The 19,423-nt window shown below is 46.1% G+C and carries 18 protein-coding genes; 12 read left to right on the forward strand and 6 right to left on the reverse strand.

Annotated features, from left to right (window positions below; genetic code table 11):
* Positions 1–3 precede the first annotated feature (3 nt).
* Complete coding sequence (locus tag LZT21_RS03765; protein ID WP_233925051.1) at positions 4–411, reverse strand: hypothetical protein; 408 nt, start codon at positions 409–411, stop codon at positions 4–6.
* 53 nt (positions 412–464) lie between these two features.
* Here LZT21_RS03765 and polA point away from each other — a divergent pair, with 53 nt between their 5' ends.
* The 3 genes from polA (at position 465) to LZT21_RS03780 (ending at position 4,927) form a co-directional block, all read left to right on the forward strand.
* Positions 465–3,203 carry a DNA polymerase I gene (polA, locus tag LZT21_RS03770; protein WP_233989244.1) on the forward strand — a complete coding sequence of 913 codons (2,739 nt, stop codon included), beginning with the start codon at positions 465–467 and terminating at the stop codon, positions 3,201–3,203.
* Between the two features lie 84 nt (positions 3,204–3,287).
* Entirely contained in the window at positions 3,288–4,154 is an 867-nt protein-coding gene (locus tag LZT21_RS03775) for a dienelactone hydrolase family protein (protein WP_370634774.1), read from the forward strand.
* Positions 4,151–4,927 (forward strand): ZIP family metal transporter, encoded by a 777-nt coding sequence (locus LZT21_RS03780; RefSeq protein ID WP_233925046.1) that lies wholly within the window; start codon positions 4,151–4,153, stop codon positions 4,925–4,927. Before LZT21_RS03775 ends, LZT21_RS03780 begins: the two co-directional genes overlap by 4 nt.
* On the opposite strand, the gene LZT21_RS03785 is transcribed toward LZT21_RS03780, so the two are convergent.
* Together LZT21_RS03785 and LZT21_RS03790 are read right to left on the reverse strand one after the other, a co-directional pair.
* Positions 4,908–5,759, reverse strand: coding sequence for a sulfurtransferase (locus LZT21_RS03785; protein WP_233989245.1), 852 nt, complete (start codon positions 5,757–5,759; stop codon positions 4,908–4,910). The genes LZT21_RS03780 and LZT21_RS03785 overlap by 20 nt on opposite strands.
* Positions 5,756–6,865, reverse strand: a complete 1,110-nt coding sequence (locus LZT21_RS03790; RefSeq protein ID WP_233925043.1) for an aromatic ring-hydroxylating dioxygenase subunit alpha — start codon at positions 6,863–6,865, stop codon at positions 5,756–5,758. Before LZT21_RS03790 ends, LZT21_RS03785 begins: the two co-directional genes overlap by 4 nt.
* A gap of 183 nt (positions 6,866–7,048) precedes the next feature.
* Between LZT21_RS03790 and xseB the strand changes: the two genes are divergently transcribed.
* From xseB to folE2, 4 genes are read left to right on the forward strand one after another with little or no spacing between them, the layout of a single operon-like run.
* Complete coding sequence (gene xseB / locus LZT21_RS03795; protein ID WP_233925042.1) at positions 7,049–7,282, forward strand: exodeoxyribonuclease VII small subunit; 234 nt, start codon at positions 7,049–7,051, stop codon at positions 7,280–7,282.
* Between the two features lie 11 nt (positions 7,283–7,293).
* On the forward strand, positions 7,294–8,217 hold the full coding sequence (locus tag LZT21_RS03800; protein ID WP_233925041.1) for a polyprenyl synthetase family protein: 924 nt from the start codon (positions 7,294–7,296) through the stop codon (positions 8,215–8,217).
* A 10-nt stretch (positions 8,218–8,227) separates the two neighbouring features.
* Entirely contained in the window at positions 8,228–10,144 is a 1,917-nt protein-coding gene (gene dxs / locus LZT21_RS03805) for a 1-deoxy-D-xylulose-5-phosphate synthase (protein ID WP_233937516.1), read from the forward strand.
* Between the two features lie 49 nt (positions 10,145–10,193).
* The gene (gene folE2 / locus LZT21_RS03810; RefSeq protein ID WP_233937515.1) at positions 10,194–11,051 is read left to right on the forward strand and encodes a GTP cyclohydrolase FolE2; all 858 of its coding nucleotides are present in this window, start codon (positions 10,194–10,196) and stop codon (positions 11,049–11,051) included.
* Here the strand turns inward: folE2 and tsaD are convergent.
* Positions 11,017–12,096 (reverse strand): tRNA (adenosine(37)-N6)-threonylcarbamoyltransferase complex transferase subunit TsaD, encoded by a 1,080-nt coding sequence (tsaD, locus tag LZT21_RS03815; RefSeq protein WP_233989246.1) that lies wholly within the window; start codon positions 12,094–12,096, stop codon positions 11,017–11,019. The genes folE2 and tsaD overlap by 35 nt on opposite strands.
* Before the next feature lie 76 nt (positions 12,097–12,172).
* Between tsaD and rpsU the strand changes: the two genes are divergently transcribed.
* The 4 genes from rpsU (at position 12,173) to rpoD (ending at position 17,590) form a co-directional block, all read left to right on the forward strand.
* Positions 12,173–12,385 (forward strand): 30S ribosomal protein S21, encoded by a 213-nt coding sequence (gene rpsU / locus LZT21_RS03820; RefSeq protein WP_233925038.1) that lies wholly within the window; start codon positions 12,173–12,175, stop codon positions 12,383–12,385.
* Between the two features lie 141 nt (positions 12,386–12,526).
* Positions 12,527–12,976, forward strand: coding sequence for a GatB/YqeY domain-containing protein (locus LZT21_RS03825; RefSeq protein WP_233925036.1), 450 nt, complete (start codon positions 12,527–12,529; stop codon positions 12,974–12,976).
* 14 nt (positions 12,977–12,990) lie between these two features.
* Entirely contained in the window at positions 12,991–14,943 is a 1,953-nt protein-coding gene (gene dnaG, locus LZT21_RS03830) for a DNA primase (RefSeq protein WP_233925034.1), read from the forward strand.
* Positions 14,944–15,112: 169 nt separating this feature from the next.
* Entirely contained in the window at positions 15,113–17,590 is a 2,478-nt protein-coding gene (gene rpoD, locus LZT21_RS03835; protein ID WP_233989247.1) for an RNA polymerase sigma factor RpoD, read from the forward strand.
* 29 nt (positions 17,591–17,619) lie between these two features.
* Here rpoD and LZT21_RS03840 read toward each other — a convergent pair whose 3' ends face one another.
* Positions 17,620–18,024, reverse strand: a complete 405-nt coding sequence (locus tag LZT21_RS03840) for a PIN domain-containing protein (RefSeq protein WP_233925030.1) — start codon at positions 18,022–18,024, stop codon at positions 17,620–17,622.
* On the reverse strand, positions 18,014–18,244 hold the full coding sequence (locus tag LZT21_RS03845) for an AbrB/MazE/SpoVT family DNA-binding domain-containing protein (RefSeq protein WP_233925028.1): 231 nt from the start codon (positions 18,242–18,244) through the stop codon (positions 18,014–18,016). Before LZT21_RS03845 ends, LZT21_RS03840 begins: the two co-directional genes overlap by 11 nt.
* A 911-nt stretch (positions 18,245–19,155) precedes the next feature.
* Between LZT21_RS03845 and LZT21_RS03850 the strand changes: the two genes are divergently transcribed.
* Positions 19,156–19,423 (forward strand): hypothetical protein (locus LZT21_RS03850; protein WP_233989248.1); only part of this gene is annotated, 268 nt, incomplete at its 3' end.

The raw sequence follows: 19,423 nt of genomic DNA on the forward strand, positions 1-19,423 counted from the left end.
AATTTACTTTAGCGGCAGACTCAAGCTTGGCACACTGAGGATGGTGGTGGCAGGCTCGCGTGCGCCCGGCATTAATGAGGACGGGTGAGACATATCGTAGGTTCCTAAAGCGCCTTTAACCTGAACGCTGGTAGGGCTATGTGCGTCACGAAATTCGGTAATTTGCGTGCCATTTGAACTGGTATGGGTAAAAGCAGGCTGGTGGCTGAGCTTACCGCCAGTATTACTCGTATTTTTTGCATTGGCAGAGATGGGTTTTTCATTAATCTGCTGTAAATCATCAGCGCTAAGCGCTTGAGCAGCGTTTGGCTGCGCTAAAACTAGGTTTGGCACTACAAAGAACCCACCACAGAAAAAGCCTAAAAGGCATGCCAAGCTTGCTAGAAGGCGGGTCAAGCGATGTTGGCGCATCTTTAAAATCCTCTATTTATGAGTGTTAGGCAACTAGATTGTACGATTGCGGTATGACTAAACACAGACTCCTATTAATTGACGGTTCTAGCTACCTCTATCGGGCTTTTCATGCCATGCCCGATTTACGCAATGGGGCAGGTGAGCCAACTGGGGCTATTTATGGCATGGTCAATATGCTGCGGCGGGCGCGAACAGATATTGCGGCCGATCATCTGGCTTGTGTCTTTGATGCCAAGGGCAAAACTTTTCGCGATGAAATGTATGCGCAATATAAGGCCAACCGCTCACCGATGCCCGAAGACTTGGTAAAGCAAATTGAGCCAATCCATGCGATGGTGCGGGCGATGGGTTGGCCTATCTTGATGGTTTCAGGCGTTGAAGCTGATGATGTAATTGGTACGTTGGCAACCCAAGCCAGTGCAGCTGGTTGGGAAACAATTATTTCTACTGGTGATAAAGATTTAGCCCAATTAGTGAATTCTTCCGTCTCATTAATTAATACCATGACCAATGAAAGTTTGAATATTGCTGGCGTGATAAATAAATTCGGTGTTCCGCCGGAACGCATCGTTGATTACCTCACGATCATTGGTGATAGTGTGGATAACGTCCCTGGGGTCCCCAAAGCAGGCCCGAAGACTGCCAATAAGTGGTTAGCAGAGTATGGCGATTTGGATAATTTAATGGCTTCAGCCGATTTAGTTAAAGGCGTGGTCGGTGATAATTTACGCGCTAGCTTACCGTGGTTATTGCGAGCCCGTGAATTGCTTACGATTAAAACCGACTGCGATTTATCACCCCATTTACCAGGTTTAGATGATCTTCATGCAGGCACAGAAGATGCGTCAAAGTTACGGGAGTTGTTTGAGCGTTATGCTTTTAAAACGTGGTTAAGAGAGGTGGCTCCAGATACTGGCAAGTTAAGCGGCGAAGTCCTTGAACTTGCTGAGGGTGTGGTGGCTACAACTACGACAGTGCGTGCCGATATTTTGCAAGGTCAGTACGAATGCGTGGTTGATAAAGTTCATTTTGAACGCTGGTTAGCCAAGCTTCAACAAGCTCAACTCGTTGCGGTCGACACAGAAACTACCAGCTTAGATGCGCTTGCAGCAGAGCTAGTAGGAATTTCCTTTTCAGTTGAGGCGGGGAAGGCTTGTTATATTCCCGTTGCGCATCGCACTGGCGAAACCCAACTCGACCGGGCTTGGGTATTAGAGCGATTATTGCCTTGGTTAGAAGATGCCAGCAAAGCAAAGGTAGGGCAGAACCTGAAATACGATGCACATATTTTTGCTAACTATGGCATTACCTTGCAGGGAATTGCATTCGATACCTTGTTGGAATCCTATGTATTGGAATCGCACTTACCCCACAATATGGATAGTATGGCCGAGCGGCATTTAGGCATTAAGACCATTCGCTATGAAGAAGTTTGCGGCAAAGGCGTACATCAAATTGGCTTTGATCAAGTCGATTTAGCCACGGCTTGCAACTATGCTGCTGAAGATGCTGACATCACCTTGCGCTTACACCAATTTTTATGGCCCCAAATTGCTGAAAATGCAGGGCTTTGCTATGTGTATCAACAAATCGAATTACCGGCGATGCGCGTGCTCGGCATTATGGAAACTAATGGCATCAAGGTCGATACAGCCTTATTGGCCAAGCAAGGGCAAACCGTGGGTAAACGCCTTTTATCCCTCGAGACAGAAATACACAAACTAGCAGGGCAGCCATTTAACATTCAGTCACCCAAACAAATTGGCGAGATTTTATTTGGCCAGTTGCAATTACCTGTGATTAAAAAAACGCCGGCAGGTGCACCATCAACCGATGAAGAAGTGTTGCAAAAATTAGCTGAAGATTATCCTTTGCCTGCACGTATATTAGATTACCGCAGTTTAGCGAAGTTGATGTCGACCTATATTGAAAAATTACCACGTATGGTCAATCCTAAAACTGGACGGGTACATACCAATTTTTCTCAGGCGGTGGCTGTCACAGGGCGCTTGGCCTCGAGCGAGCCCAATTTACAAAATATTCCGGTGCGCACTGAAGAGGGTCGACGTATTCGAGAGGCTTTTGTTGCTGCCGAAGGTTGCAAGTTGGTTTCTGCCGATTATTCCCAAATTGAATTGCGCATCATGGCGCATATTGCGCAAGATAAAAACTTACTCGCTGCTTTTGCTGCTGGCTTAGATGTGCATCAAGCCACTGCAGCCGAAATCTTTGGTATTCCCTTAGATACGGTTACCGCAGAACAACGGCGTTATGCCAAGGTAATTAACTTTGGTTTAATTTATGGCATGAGTGCCTTTGGCTTAGCAGGTAATCTTGGTATTGAGCGGGCAGCTGCGCAACAATACATTGATACTTATTTCGAGCGCTACCCAGGAGTAGCACAATATATGGAACGCACACGACTTGAGGCGCGAGAAAGCGGCTATGTAGAAACTGTCTTTGGTCGGCGCTTATGGCTACCTGAAATAAAAAGTTCAGGGCCGCGGCGACAGGGTGCCGAACGCGCTGCGATTAATGCACCAATGCAAGGTACTGCTGCCGATTTAATTAAATTAGCGATGATTGCCGTACAACAGTGGATCGAAACAGAGCAATTACAAACTCGTATGCTTTTGCAGGTGCATGATGAATTGATATTTGATACGCCATATGCCGAATTAGATCGTTTACGTGAAGCATTGCCAGATTTAATGGGCTCAGTGGCACAATTACGCGTACCCCTAGTGGTCAGTATTGGTATGGGCAATAATTGGGAAGAGGCGCATTAGGGAAGAGGCGCATTAAGTAGATAGATCAAGATAGTTGGTAACTAAATTTAAGGAAAGAAAATGCAAAATCAACGGCGGCAATTTATGCAAACTTCAGTAGCTTCTGCTGCTTCAGCAGTTTCAGCTGTATCCATCAGTGGTCTGGGTGTCGGTTTTGTGACCGCATCGCAGCCTGTGTTAGCGGCAGCGATTCAAACAGACTTTACGGGGATTGAAGCCAGCGAGCAAACAATTTTGGTTGCTGGTGCAAAGGTACCGCTCTATGTCGCACGCCCATCTAAATCCTCCGCTCCATTGCCGATTATCATTGTGACTAGTGAAATTTTTGGTGTGCATGAGCATATTGCTGATGTGGTGCGGCGCTTTGCCAAGCTGGGATACCTCGCGATTGCGCCAGAATTTTTTGCTCGCGCAGGTGATCCCAATACCTTTGGTACCGTAGCCGAAATTATGAGTAATATTGTTGCCAAGACGCCGGACGCAGAAGTAATGGCTGATATTAAAGCGGCTATAGCTTGGGCAGGAGCCCATGGTGGCGATGTGAAGCGAGTTGGTGTTACCGGTTTTTGTTGGGGCGGTCGCATTACCTGGCTCGCCGCTACTTTGCCAGAGGTGCGCGCTGGCGTTGCTTGGTACGGGCGCTTAGTCGGTGTACCCACGCCTAATAGTCCGCGTAATCCAGTGGATATTGCTGCTGAATTAAAAGCGCCTGTACTCGGCTTATATGGTGGTGCAGACACCGGCATTCCTCTCGATACGGTAGAAAAGATGCGTGCTGCTTTAACTACAGCGGCAGCGACAAATGCCGCAGCTAAGGCTTCGCGAATTGAGGTCTATCCCGATACGCCACATGCCTTTCATGCTGACTATCGTGAGTCGTATCGCGCTGGGCCCGCTACCGATGGGTGGGCCAAATGTTTGGCTTGGTTTAAGCAAAACGGCGTGGCATGAATGGGTTGAGTACCCTCCAACTCATTATTGCAGTTACTGCTTTAGCGGGTTTAGCCAGCGTTTTAATTGCCGCTAGTTTGTCTTTAGGTTTTTTAAGCAAGATGATCGACACCATGGTCAGTTTTTCGGTCGGCATTTTATTGGCTACTGCATTTTTGCATTCTTTGCCAGAAGCCTTTGCCATGCCAAACAGTAACCCATCTATTTTATTTGCTGCCTTGCTAATGGGCTTGCTCGGGTTTTTTTTGTTAGAAAAAATTGCCTTATTACGGCATAGTCACCACCATGAAGGTGATGGGCATCATCATCATCAAGGTCATGATGCGGAAATGGCGGGTAGTAGTGGTTGGACCATTTTGGTGGGCGACGGTTTACACAATTTTGTCGATGGCGTGCTAATTGCAGCCGCTTTTATGGCGAACATGCAAGTCGGCATTTTTACAGCGCTAGCCATCATTGCTCATGAAATTCCGCAAGAGGTAGGCGATTTTATTGTCTTGCTCAATGCCGGTTTCTCTAAAGCTCGCGCTTTACTTTATAACTTAATTAGTGGTTCACTCGCAGTGTTAGGCGGGGTCTTAGCCTACTTTTTTTTAGAGCGTGCACACCATATCATGCCCTACCTTTTGGTGATCGCTTCGAGCAGTTTTATCTATATCGCTGTCAGTGATTTAATTCCGCAAATGCATCGCCGTCCATATTGGCGAGAATCCCTACGGCAAATTATGTTAATCGGCTGCGGTATTGGGCTTGTTATTCTGTTGTCGCGATAGGTCGCCGCGAATCTGCACACCATTCACTCCAACTACCAGCATAGAGTTGGGAGCCTCTTATGCCAGCTACTTCCATGGCTAAGAGATTATGACAAGCAGTGACGCCAGAACCGCATTGGTGAATAATACTTTTCGCTGATCTACCAGCCAATAAAATACTAAATTCGCGATACAGTTCATCCGCTGTTTTAAATTGTTTGGCCCGTAAGTTTTCTTTAAAGCAACGATTAGTGGCGCCTGGAATATGCCCACCCACGGGATCAAGGGTTTCATTTTCCCCACGAAAACGATCGGGTGTACGGGCATCTAAAACCAGGTGCGCCGCCGCAGATTCTGTATTAGCTAGATTTGCTACAAGCTCATCAACTAGCACTAAATCGCTATACGGTAGGGCACTTGGCATACTTCCTAAAGCAATGGGTTGGCGTGGCTTGCTGCCAATCGCACCATTCCAAGCGTCGAGACCGCCATCAAGTACTTGTACTTGAGTATGACCAATTGCTCTTAACATCCACCAAAGACGACTGGCGAACACTGAGCCCTGATTGTCATAGGCAACAACCTGAAGATTTGACTTAATGCCAAGGCGTTGGCGGGTTTTGGCCCAGACCTCAGGAGTAGGTAAGGGATGCCGGCCATTGGTACCAGTTTGCGGACCAGATAAATCCTGATCGAGATCAACATAGATAGCGCCAGGGATGTGACTCATTTGATACGCTTCACGTCCTGCAGTGGGCTTAGTGAGATCAAAGCGACAATCGCAGAGTAAAACGTCTGCCCCGGTATTGAGTAATTCTTCTAATTGATTGGCAGTAATTAAGGGTTGGCTCATGTTGGATTCTCCAAATTCATAGTCCGGCGGTACCATTCGTGAAAGTGTTGCATGCCATCTTCCATCGGGCTTTGATAGGGCCCAACCTCATTTATTCCGCGCGCCATTAAAGCCGCGCGACCTGCATCCATACGCTCAGCAATTTCGTCATCTTCAAGGCAGGTTTCCATATAGGCGGCGCGTTCAGCAGTAACAAATTCACGCTCGAATAAAGCAATTTCTTCGGGATAATAAAACTCGACAATATTGCGCGTGCGCTGAGGTCCAAGCGGTTGTAGGGTGGAAATACACAACACACCCGGATACCATTCAACCATCACGTTGGGAAAGTAAGTAAGCCAAATTGCTCCATATTGCGGCAACTTACCGTGGTGATAGCGCAAGACCGCTTCATGCCAGTCGCGGTAAGTTTGAGTGCCAGGAGTGCTGAGATTTTTATGAATACCAACAGTTTGTACGCTATGCCAATCACCAAATTCCCATTGCAAATTTTCACAAGCAACAAATTTTCCAAGCCCTGGATGAAACGGGGCTACATGGTAATCTTCAAGGTAAACCTCGATAAAGGTTTTCCAGTTGTAATTACATTCGTGTACCTCAACATGATCGAGCAGGTAGCCGCTGAAATCGAGATCAGCAGCGACGCCAAGACGGCCTAAATCGGCATGCACATCGCGTGGCCCTTCAAACAACAAGCCCTGCCAATTTTGCAAGGGTGATTTACCTAAGTGTAAACACGGCTTATTTTCAAAATGGGGTGCGCCTAAAAGCTCACCCTCTAAATCGTAAGTCCAGCGGTGCAAGGGGCATACGATCGACTCTACTCGACCTGCACCATTGAGCATCAGCGCTTGGCGATGGCGACAAACATTTGAAAGAAGTTCAACGCCATTAGCATTCCGCACTAACAAGCGACCTTCATTTTCAGCCCGTAAGGTTTGATACGAGCCTAGCTCGGGCACCATTAATTCGTGACCTACATATGCAGGCCCTTGCTTAAATAGCAAGTCGATTTCACGTTGATATAAATCAAGGTCAAAATAGGCCGTTACAGGCAATTGCAGTTTGGACGGCGCAAGTTGCTGCGCGGTAGCCAGATTAGTCATTCTCCCCACCCCCGAAAAAGTCAGCCGAAGCTAAGCGGAACAACCAATCCAACCATCGACGAATCGATATTGGAAAGGAAGGCATGGATTATACCTACGACTTTAGGGGCTTTGGTTTGGTTTACCTTTAAGATGGGGGTTTATTCACCATTATTTGCCTTATTTCATCAAGGGGAGCAAGTTATGCCTGCTAAAAAACCGGCTCATGCAAGTGCAGCATTGCAGAGTCCAATTGATCCCAATTTGCGCTACGAACAGGCCTTGAAAGATTTAGAAAAACTCATTGCCGATATGGAGTCTGGCAAGCTTTCTTTAGAGGAAACCTTGTTGGCTTATCAACGGGGTGCCGCTCTTCTTAAGCATTGTCAAGCTGTCTTGACGCAGGTAGAGCAGCAGGTGCGGGTTTTTGAGGACTAGAAACGAGTCGCATGAACCCATTTAATTTCGAGGCGTGGGTACAAACATACTCGGCTCGTGCTGAAGCAACACTAGTACAGCATTTAGTGGTTGCTCAAACCGTGCCACAGCGTTTACATGAAGCGATGCTATACGCCAGCTTAGGGGGTGGCAAGCGCATGCGACCACTATTGGTCTATGCTGCTGGTGAACTTGGCAAGCCTAGCGCGAGTGCAAGCGGGACTCAAGCCAATAGCGAACGCGCAAATCTGCTCGATGTTGCAGCTGCAGCGATTGAAATGATGCATGCCTATTCTTTAGTGCACGATGACTTGCCCTGTATGGATGACGATGATTTACGTCGGGGCCGACCTACAGTGCATAAAGCTTTTGATGAGCCTACCGCTCTTCTAGTGGGTGATGCTTTGCAAACCCGCGCTTTTGAAATATTGGCTCAAGCACCTGGCGATTGCGAGATGCGTCTGGCGTTAATTACTAGCTTAGCTAGTGCAGCTGGATCGCGCGGCATGGCTGGTGGACAAGCAATTGATTTAGATAGTATTGGCGCTAAACTCGATTTAGCGGGTTTACAGAATATGCATCAAATGAAAACGGGCGCATTACTTATTTGCGCGGTACAAATGGGGGGATTGGTTGCAAATTTATCTCAAGCTGAAATGGGTGCTTTGACGACATTCTCTAGCGCCTTGGGTTTAGCTTTTCAAATAGTTGATGACGTGCTTGATGCCACCGCAGATAGTCAAACCCTTGGTAAAACGGCTGGTAAAGATGCTGCGAACGATAAGCCGACCTATGTAACCCTGATGGGTTTAGACTACGCTCAAAGACAGGCTCAAGAGCTGCACCAACAAGCTTTAGCAAGTATTGATGCTTTCGGCTCGGCAGCAGATGCTTTACGTGGCTTGGCTGAATTCGTTGTAAATCGTAGAAAATAGACTAATGAAGATGATTTTGCCCACTATTAATGACCCCAGCGACCTGAGAAAATTGTCGCGCGAAGAACTGCCCCTAATAGCCGAGGAATTACGGCAATTTATTGTTGAGTCAGTCTCTAAAACAGGCGGACATTTTTCATCTAATTTGGGCGCAGTTGAGTTAACCGTAGCGTTGCATTATGTTTTTAATACTCCCGAAGATCGCTTGGTATGGGATGTGGGTCATCAAAGTTATCCCCATAAAATTTTAACGGGGCGCCGTGAGCGCATGCATTCATTGCGGCAGTTTAGTGGCCTATCGGGTTTTCCTCGGCGCGCTGAGAGTCACTACGATACCTTTGGCACTGGCCACTCTTCCACTAGCATTTCTGCTGCTATTGGCATGGCAAGGGCAGCGCAAACCAAAGGTGAAAAGCGCGTGGTAGTCGCGGTAATCGGCGATGGCGCAATGAGTGCAGGCATGGCCTATGAAGCGATGAACAATGCTGGTATTTATGAAGATTTACCCTTGATCGTGATTTTGAACGATAACGATATGTCGATTTCACCAGCAGTTGGCGCTTTAAATCGATATCTAGCGCGCCTTCTCAGCGGCCAATTTTATTCAGCTACAAAAAAGGGTATTGATCGCGCGCTTTCATCAATGGCGCCACCTTTACGGCAATTTGCCAAGCGACTAGAAGATCACGCTAAGGGAATGGTTTCTCCCTCGACAATTTTTGAAGAATTTGGCTTTACCTATTTCGGCCCAATTGATGGACATGATTTAGATACCTTATTACCGATGTTACAAAATCTGCGACGCTTAGCCCTAGAGGGCGGCGGCCCACAGTTTTTGCACGTGATTACGCGCAAAGGTCAAGGCTATGAATTGGCCGAGGCCGACCCCGTGATGTATCACGGCCCAGGAAAATTTAATCATGAAGAGGGCATTAAGCCGGCTGCGGTAGGCAAGCAAACCTTTACCCAAGTATTTGGTGAATGGCTCTGCGATATGGCTGAGGCTGACTCGCGCTTAGTGGGTATTACGCCAGCGATGCGCGAGGGCTCGGGCTTAGTTGAATTTGAAAAACGCTTTCCATTGCGCTATTACGACGTGGGCATTGCTGAGCAACATTCGGTTACCTTCGCTGCTGGTATGGCATGCGAAGGACTGAAACCGGTGGTAGCAATTTACTCAACCTTTTTACAACGGGCCTATGACCAGTTGATTCATGATGTTGCCATTCAAGATTTACCAGTCGTGTTTGCTTTAGACCGAGCAGGTTTAGTGGGTGCAGATGGTGCGACTCATGCGGGGGCGTACGACATTCCATTTTTACGCTGTATTCCGAACATGCTCATCATGACACCTGCTGACGAAGCCGAGTGCCGTGACTTACTAACAACGGCTTTTCATCAACCTCATCCTAGTGCCGTGCGTTATCCAAGAGGCGCTGGTGTCGGGCGTACGCCGCCGCAAGAGTTGCGTAGCTTGCCTTTGGGTAAGGGCGAGATTCGTCGGCAAACTGGCGCAGCAGTTGGTAATCGGCTCGCAATTTTGAGTTTTGGTACGTTGCTGTATCCAGCCCTGACAGCCGCAGAAGACTGTGATGCAACTGTAGTGAATATGCGTTTTGTCAAACCTCTAGATACTGAATTATTAAAAAAAGTCGCACTTGAGCATGATTTTCTGGTCACACTTGAAGATGGTTCAATTCAGGGGGGCGCAGGTAGCGCTTGCTTAGAGGCCTTAACCGCCATGGCAATCAATAAACCCTTATTGCAACTAGGCCTACCAGATGAATTTATTGAGCATGGCGACTATAACTTGTTAATGGCGAAGTGTGGCCTTGATGCAGCAGGCATTGGCGCAGCTATTGCCAAGCGCTTTCCCAGTGCCATTAGGGCACAAATTCAGCCATTGGCACAGTCGCTTAGTAAGTAATCTGACGCCAGAGATGGCAAAGAACCCAATTTTCCTTGAAAATAGTGCAATGAATGATTTAAACCTCTCTTTCCTCAAAAATCGCACCATGCCTGATGTGCAGTCAACTGCTGATGAGCGGGCGATGCCGATTGAGCAAGTTGGCATTCGGGGAATTCGCCATCCCTTAACGATTCGTACTGCTAGCGGCACCTTTCCTACTGTGGGAAACTTTACGATGAGCGTCGCGTTGCCAGCTGCTAGTAAGGGCACGCATATGTCACGTTTTATTGCGCTCTTACAAACCCAAAATACCGCGATGGATAGTAGCGCGTTAGTAACGATGACGCAGCAAATGTTACCGTTATTACAAGCCGAACAAGGCATGATTCAATTTACCTATACGCACTTTGTACAAAAACAAGCACCCGTTTCTGCCGTTGAGAGTCTGATGGATTATGAGGTGACGTGGACTGCACAAATCCAAAAAAATCAGTTGGGTACGCAAGCGGGCGCAGTAACCACGACTTTAATATTGCATGTCATCGTGCCAGTGATGAGCTTATGTCCGTGCTCAAAAGAAATTTCCGATTATGGTGCTCATAATCAACGCTCGCATGTCACCATGACAGTGGCACTAGATCCGCAAGCCATCATGACAGTAGAAGAGTTAATTACGATCGCCGAGACCGAGGCCTCGAGTGAGTTGTGGGGTTTATTAAAACGTCCTGATGAAAAGTGGGTCACCGAGCACGCTTACGATAATCCGAAATTTGTAGAAGACCTAGTTCGTGATGTGGCTGGGCGTTTGCAACAAGATGCGCGCATACGTGGTTTCACTGTCGACGCAGAAAATTTTGAATCGATTCACAATCACAGCGCTTTTGCCCGCATTACTTGTGTTGGGCCAAGTCCCAGCGCGGCTTAACGTTAAAGGCTCCAGCAAGGTCAGTTTGCGTTTCTGAGTGGGGCTGAGTGAGTAAGCGCATTGCGCCAGCAAAAGCAATCATCACGCCGTTATCAGTGCAAAGCTCAAGGGGGGGATAGAAAACTTGAAATTGCTGGTCCTTTGCTGCCGTCTGCAGAGCCATGCGCAGTTGGATGTTCGCGGCCACTCCGCCAGCTAAGACCAAATCACGACAGTTTGTTAACTCCATTGCTTTGGCAGTTTTACTAACCAAGACGCTGACTGCCGCTTCCACAAACGCATGCGCTAAGTCAGCCCGAAAGTCGTCTGCAGCAGTTGCACTTGCAAATTGTGAATGTTGTTTTATTTGATTAAGTACTGCAGTTTTAAGTCCTGAAAATGAAAAATCTAAATCACCTGAATGAAGCATGGGGCGCGGCAAGTTAAAGCGACCCGCTTTACCTAGTGTGGCTAATTTAGATACTGCAGCTCCCCCGGGGTACTCTAATCCTAAAAGAGTGGCTGTTTTATCAAAAGCTTCACCAACAGCATCATCGAGAGTTTCGCCTAGAAGTTCGTATTGCCCCACGGCTTTAACCCACATTAATTGAGTGTGCCCACCCGAAACTAAGAGGGCTACGAAGGGAAAGTTTGGTACGCCATCACTAGCGGCGCCCAAAAGAGGGGAAAGTAAGTGGCCCTCTAAATGGTGGATGCCTAATGCCGGCTTTTGTAGTGCCTGTGCTAGCGATTGACCAAAGGCGCTGCCCACTAAAAGTGCCCCCGCTAAGCCAGGCCCTTGGGTATATGCCACAGCGTCTATGGCCTTTAAATCTAGCTTAGCCTGCTCTAGGGCTAGTTCTAGAAGGGGCAAAATACGCCGAATATGGTCGCGCGAGGCTAGTTCAGGCACTACCCCACCATAATCTCGGTGCATGGCAATTTGGGAATGCAGCGCTTGCCCCATAATGCCTAGCGCCGCGGGGAGCCCGGCTTCGAGGGGGGCCGTGTCATAGACGGCTAGACCCGTTTCATCACAAGAGGTTTCGATACCCAAAACAATCATTTTTATGCCTAGTCGTGCTAGAATCCGTGATTCTGTAAATTTTCAATCATTTTCGAGCATAAACGAGTTAAACAGCATGACAACAGTCCGCCTCCGCGAAAACGAGCCATTTGAAGTGGCATTGCGCCGTTTTAAGCGCACCATTGAGAAAAATGGCCTCTTAACCGATTTACGCGCACGCGAATTTTACGAAAAGCCTACGGCTGAGCGTAAGCGCAAAAAAGCCGCCGCCGCTAAACGCCATTACAAGCGTTTGCGCAGTCAAATGTTGCCCAAGAAGCTGTTCTAATAAGTCTTTATTCATCCATTTATTTGCTGAGTTAATTTTTCAAGTCGATGTTTTAAGCCCGCTGACGGTCATACGCAGCGGGTTTTTGCTTTGTAGTGCACTGGTATTACTATATTCATAGGTATTTAGGAGAGTGACAGCATGAGCCTTAAAGAACAAATTACCGAAGATATGAAAAACGCGATGCGGGCTAAAGAAACGGCTCGCTTAAATACTATCCGTCTTTTATTGGCAGCCATTAAACAGCGTGAAGTCGATGAGCGCGTCGTCGTTGATGATGCTGGAGTGGTGGCAATAGTGGAAAAATTAATCAAGCAAAGAAAAGATTCGATTGAACAGTTTCAAAAAGCGGGTCGCTCTGATTTGGTAGCAATAGAGGCGTTGGAGCAAACAATTTTGCAAGGCTATATGCCAGCTCAATTATCAACTGATGAAGTGACGGCAATTGTTCGAGCCACAATTGCCCAACTAAACGCCAGCAGTCCGCAAGAAATGGGCAAGGTGATAAGTGCACTCAAACCGCAATTAGCCGGTAAGGCTGATATGGGTGCAGTTTCGGCAATGGTAAAGGTCGCCTTAAATCCATCATGACCCTAGGCTAAACCGTGGGCTTAATTCCACAATCGTTTATCGCCGATTTACTTAATCGAATCGATATCGTTGATGTTGTTGGTCAACATGTGCAATTAAAAAAAGCGGGTGCAAACTATCAAGGTTTGTGTCCGTTTCATCAAGAAAAATCACCCTCGTTTTCTGTCTCACCTACTAAACAGTTTTATCACTGCTTTGGTTGTGGTGTTCATGGCTCGGCGATTGGTTTTCTGATGGAATATTCGGGTCTTGGCTATATCGAAGCGATTGAAGAGTTGGCACGCTCAGTTGGTTTAACGGTGCCACGTGAAGAACGCACATTGCTGGATGTAGCTAGACAAAAACAAGCGCTGGCCTTAAGCGAAGTGATGACTTTGGCTGCTGATTGGTATCAGCAGCAATTAAAAGTTGCTCCTCGTGCCATCGATTATTTGAAGGGCCGCGGCTTAACCGGTGAAATTGCCAAACGGTATGCGATGGGGTATGCACCTGATGGTTGGCAGGGCCTAGAGGCAGTATTTGGTGTGTACTCCAATGAAGAGATTGCCAAAATATTATTAGAGGGCGGTTTAATCATTCAAAGTGAAGGCGATGATAGTAAACGTTACGATCGCTTTCGCGAGCGCATTATGTTTCCCATTCGCAATCCGAAGGGACAAACTATTGCATTTGGCGGGCGCATCTTAGATCAAGGCGAGCCTAAATATCTAAATTCACCTGAAACGCCTTTGTTCTCGAAGGGTAATACCTTATACGGCCTATTTGAAGCGCGCCAAGCGATTCGTGCAAAAGAATTTGTATTAGTTTGTGAAGGCTATATGGATGTAGTAGCTTTAGCGCAATTAGGTTTTGGTAATGCTGTTGCAACCTTAGGAACGGCTTGTACTGCTAATCACGTGCGGGCTTTATTGCGCCAAACCGACCGCATTGTTTTTTCATTTGATGGCGATGCTGCTGGTCAGCGCGCAGCACAACGCGCACTCGAAGCTTCTTTGCCGCTGATGTCTGACGATAAAGAAATTCGTTTTTTATTTCTACCGACCGAGCATGATCCTGATAGCTATGTCCGCACCTTTGGTGCTGCAGCTTTTGATAAGGCGATTAAAGAGGCAATGCCTTTATCGAGTTTCTTTTTTAAAACAGTGAGCGAAGAGCAAGATCTGGGTACACCCGAGGGTCGGGCAAAAATACATCATGCTAGTAAACCATTGTTGTTATCGATGGCGCCGATTGCTTTACGTACGCAAATTTTACGTGAAGTTGCTTTACGTACGGCGACCACCCCACCTGAATTAGAGGCCTTTTGTGGTTTAGCGCAAGTTTCTAAAACAGCCCAACAAAATTCTAGTCAAGCGCAAGGTAATGCCCAAAGTCGCCCGCCTTATTGGCAGGCCAATATCTCAGGCACGAGACCAGGGCGCGACTCATTTGCCCCCTGGCAATCAGGTAAAGGTGGACAGCGCAAAAATGTTGCGCAAGCAGTGATGCCGCCACAAGCACCAACTGATTTAGCAGAGCAAATTTTGCGGGTCTTAATTCAGTTTCCGCACTTGGGTAAAGGGCTTGATTTAAGTCGTAGACAATTAATCCTTAAGTCAGCACAGCAACGCTCAGCGAAAACTTTAGGCTTAATGGAGGATCTACTGAAGCAATGTGATTTGGTTGAGTTCTTGGCGCAGGGCGACGCGGCTCCCGCTGCAGGTGCTGCGGCTTTTGCATTATTTCAGGAGCAGTTAGCTAGTAGTGAATTAGCCCCTTTATATGAAATACTGCGGCAGCGAGTAATGGGTTCTGACCTTGATTTAGAGGGAGCAAATGCTGATTTAAATGGCGCCGTGAAAAAATTGGAACTGCTGCACCTGAAAGAAGAAATGACCGAAATTGCCCAAAAAATTGCGCAGAATGTGGCGAGTGAGGATGACCGTAAACGCTACCGCGAGTTAGGGGAAAAACTGAGATTTGCGTAGGAAGATAGGCAAAAACCCGTCAATCGACTATAATGTAAGGCTCCCGAAAAAATTATTGTTGTAATTCAATGACTTGCATTGCAGTTTGATGAAATTTGGATATTTGCCCGCCGTCAGAGCCAATGGGTTACTGGCATCCCCTAACAGAATTGTAAGTAAACGCTAACCTATGCCAACCACTAAACCCAAAAAAATAATTAAAGCTACTGTCGCTAAAAAGTCAATTACGAAGAAGGCAGCAAAACCAGCAGCCAAATCGGTCAAGACTGTAGCAAAAACAAAACTGCAGAAAATCAGCCCAAAGGCTAAAAAGCCAGTGGGAAAGTCGCCTGTAAAGTCTGGCGTCAAAGCCAAGGCTAAAACACCATCAAAGGCTGTTGCTAAGGCCCCGATTAAAGGTAGCAGCAAGTCAAGTGCTAAGCCACACCCGAAGAAGCTGCTGGTAACAGCGAAGAAACCAGCAAGTAAGGTAGCTGTTCCCAAGGGTGGTGCGAAAGTAATTGCGAAGGGCGCAGCCAAGACGGCGAGCAAGGCTATTGCAAAACCGGCTGGTAAGGATGTCGCTAAGGCAGTAGAGCCAGTAAAAAAAGGGAAGGCGGTTGCTGCAGTCGCTGTAGCAGCTTTGCCTGAAGTAGAGGCCGAGAAAAAAGTCCGTGGCCGCAAGCCTAAAATTGAAGAGGTAGTTGAGCCTGGTACTGATGTTCGCACAGACCGCCAAAAAGCGCGCGATCGTAAGGCAAAAGAAAAAGCCTTATTAAAAGAATTTGCCGCCCAACAATTAGGTAGCGAAGAGCAGCAGGAACTGCGGCGTGCACGCTTAAAAATGTTAATTAAGATGGGTAAGTCGAAAGGCTACCTCACCCATGGCGAAATGAATGATGTGATGTCAGATGAGTTATCTGACGCTGATGCTTTAGAAACCTTAATTGGTCTCTTAAATGATATTGGTATTACGGTTTACGAGCAGGCACCTGATGCAGAAACACTTTTATTAAATGAAAACGGCGTTGCAGGTGCATCTGAAGAAGAGGCTGAAGAAGAGGCTGAAGCCGCTTTATCAACTGTCGATTCAGAATTTGGACGAACAACGGACCCAGTACGGATGTATATGCGTGAAATGGGCACCGTAGATTTGTTAACTCGTGAAGGCGAAATCGTTATCGCGAAAAAAATTGAAGCCGGGTTAAAAGATATGGTCATGGCTTTATCAGCCTGCCCAGTAACCATTGGTGAAATTTTGGCAAATGCCGAAAAAATTGCTGCTGGCGAAATGGAGATTGATCAATTTGTAGATGGATTAGTAGATCCAAATGCCGAAGATATCAAGCTTGGCCCAGAAGAACCTGAAGTTGATCTCGATGCCATCGAGGGCGAGGAAGAGGGCGAGGAAGAAGGTGCTGGGGGCGCAAGTACGGCTAACACCAAACAGCTTGAAGAACTCAAAGAAATTTCATTAAAGAAATTTGCCATTATTCGCACGCAAACCGATAAAATGCGGCGCGCTTTTGATCGCGATGGTTATAACAGCCCAGCCTATATTAAGGCGCAAGAAAGTATCCGTAATGAAATGCTCGGTTTTCGCCTAACAGCCAAGAGTGTAGAAAAATTATGTGACACCATGCGTTCACAAGTAGATCAAGTATGGAAGCTAGAGCGGGGTATCGTTAGCCTCTTGGTTGATAAAGTCGGCGTTAATCGAGGTGAAGTGATTAATGCATTTCCAAAAATGGCAATGAACCTGAAGTGGACAGCAAATTTATTAAAAGAATCTAAGCCATATAGTGCACTGCTTGAACGTAATGTTCCCGCAGTACAAGAGTTACAGCAAAAGTTAATTGATATTCAAACGCGCGTGGTCTTGCCGCTGCCTGAGTTAAAAGAAGTTAATAAAAAAATGACTGCTGGCGAAAAACGTGCGCGTGAAGCAAAGCGAGAAATGACAGTAGCTAATTTACGTTTAGTTATTTCTATCGCTAAAAAATATACCAATCGTGGCTTACAGTTCTTAGATTTAATTCAAGAAGGCAATATTGGTTTAATGAAGGCGGTAGATAAGTTTGAATACCGCCGTGGTTATAAGTTTTCAACTTATGCCACTTGGTGGATCCGTCAGGCTATTACACGTTCTATCGCTGATCAAGCGCGCACAATTCGCATTCCTGTGCATATGATAGAAACTATCAACAAAATGAATCGTATTAGTCGCCAAATCTTGCAGGAGACTGGCCACGAGCCTGATGCTGCAACTTTAGCCCTGAAGATGGAAATCCCTGAGGATAAGATTCGTAAGATTATGAAAATTGCGAAAGAGCCAATCTCCATGGAAACCCCAATTGGTGACGATGAGGATTCTCATCTAGGTGATTTCATTGAGGATGGCAATACACTTGCGCCAGCTGAGGCGGCTTTGCATGATTCAATGCGTGATGTAGTGAAAGATGTGCTTGATTCTTTAACGCCCCGCGAAGCAAAAGTTTTACGTATGCGCTTTGGTGTTGAAATGAGCACCGATCACACGCTTGAAGAAGTGGGTAAGCAATTTGATGTGACCCGTGAGCGTATTCGACAAATTGAAGCGAAGGCTTTACGTAAGATGCGCCATCCAAGCCGTAGCGATAAACTTAAAACCTTCCTTGAGGAAGATTGATCGTTTTTCAAAGAATGATCGTGAATTCTTTAGGCAAAAGGATTCACGATTTGCAGTCTCTTATTGATGATTTGTCGATGCTGCATATCCTCTGAGTAAAGCCTCTCACATCCTGCCTGGAGTGCTGCAGCGATAATCATTGAATCGTAGTGTTGATAACCATATCGCCTGGAAATCATTAATCCTGTGTTGAAAGTTTCCACATCAAGCGTCATCACATTGAATGTGGATGTGAATAAATCTAAAAATTCATCTAGCTCGGCATTGGATATTTTTATTTTTCTGAGACTGGCAGATGTAAATTCATTTAGAACTTGAACGCTAATCACATTAGACTGCTGTAGATTTGAACTAATCCAATCTGCTTTTTTTGAATCAGATGAAAGTAAATACAGTAAGGTATTGGTATCAAAAAATATTTTCTTAGCGTTCATTTAGTTCAGATCTATCAAAGTGAAAATCAGCGGGCATACGACCACGAAATTTTCTCAAAGCTTGAAGCCTATCCTGTAATGAAGGTTTTTTCTTTACTTGGAAATGTTTTTTATCTGCAACATGAATTTCAATGTCATCACCTTCTTTAAGTTCTAAAAACTCAATCACTTGAGCAGGTAAACGAATTGCGAGACTATTACCCCATTTGGACACGATCATGATTTTTACTCCTGTAAGATATACATATTCTAATGTATATCTTTTTAAATGCACAACTCATCAAGTCCTTCTGGGTTGAGTATTTAAAAGGCCCCTTCAATTACAATGGCAGGTTAGGGCCCATAGCTCAGTTGGTTAGAGCAGAGGACTCATAAGAAAGAAGCCCTAGGGGTCTTGTAACAAAGACCTCAATAGATTCAAGAGGTTAGTGGTGAATTAGGCGGTATAAATTCACTACACACCGCTTACACACCAGGGCAAAAACCGAGGTGTGTAGTAAATAGGCTTTTTGTGTGGTTTTAACTAGTTAAGAATTGTAAAAAACACTGTGTATTAAGGTGTGTAGTAAATAAGATTAATGTACGAGTTTTAGGGCCCATAGCTCAGTTGGTTAGAGCAGAGGACTCATAGCGAAAGTTGTGCCTTATGCGTGGAAACTGCATAAGGGATGGTGTCAAATTCGGAGAAAGCTAAAGGTAGCTTATTTAATAACTACCCAAGCTAACGCCGAGCGAAGCTTAGTAAGAAATTACTTTGAACGTGTAGAGACTAGACGGCACCCATCTAAGTTCAGACGTTAAGTTTGAATATGATGAAGGCATAGTCCAGGGAGTTAGGAAACTAACACAAACCGGAATCCTTTGGTCCCAGGTTCAAGTCCTGGTGGGCCCACCAATAATCACAATACCAACTCTAGGGTTGGTATTTTTTTGAGCGTTACTTTAAGTAACGGTTGTGCAGATGCTATCGCTAAACGCAGCCAGTTCAGTTATAGAGCGCCATATGAGTATGAATTTTATACATACCTAGAGTTAGGTAAAATCTTTTTAACAGATCTTCGAGCTGCCTTAACGTTTAGTTAAGCCTACCGCTCTAGATTTCGAATATCAAATTAATCATGGGGTGAAAACATGAGAGCTATTTTCTTTTTAATCATTGCAATTTTTACTACTGCTCAAATCATTGGTTGTAGTGAGGGAAGTAGCTCAACTAGTACGACTGCAATGCAAACTTCTGTTGATCCAACAATCGTCGCTGCAGAAGTTGGATGCATGAAGCAATATGCTGCCGATCCATCAAACAATTATGTGAACTATGCACCTGCTATAGGGGCTCCAGAGCATACTGACTCGATTCACAGTGGCGTGCAACCATGTGCTACTTTTACTGGTTCTTTTA

The organism is Polynucleobacter sp. IMCC 30228 (assembly GCF_021395205.1).
Classification (GTDB): domain Bacteria; phylum Pseudomonadota; class Gammaproteobacteria; order Burkholderiales; family Burkholderiaceae; genus Polynucleobacter.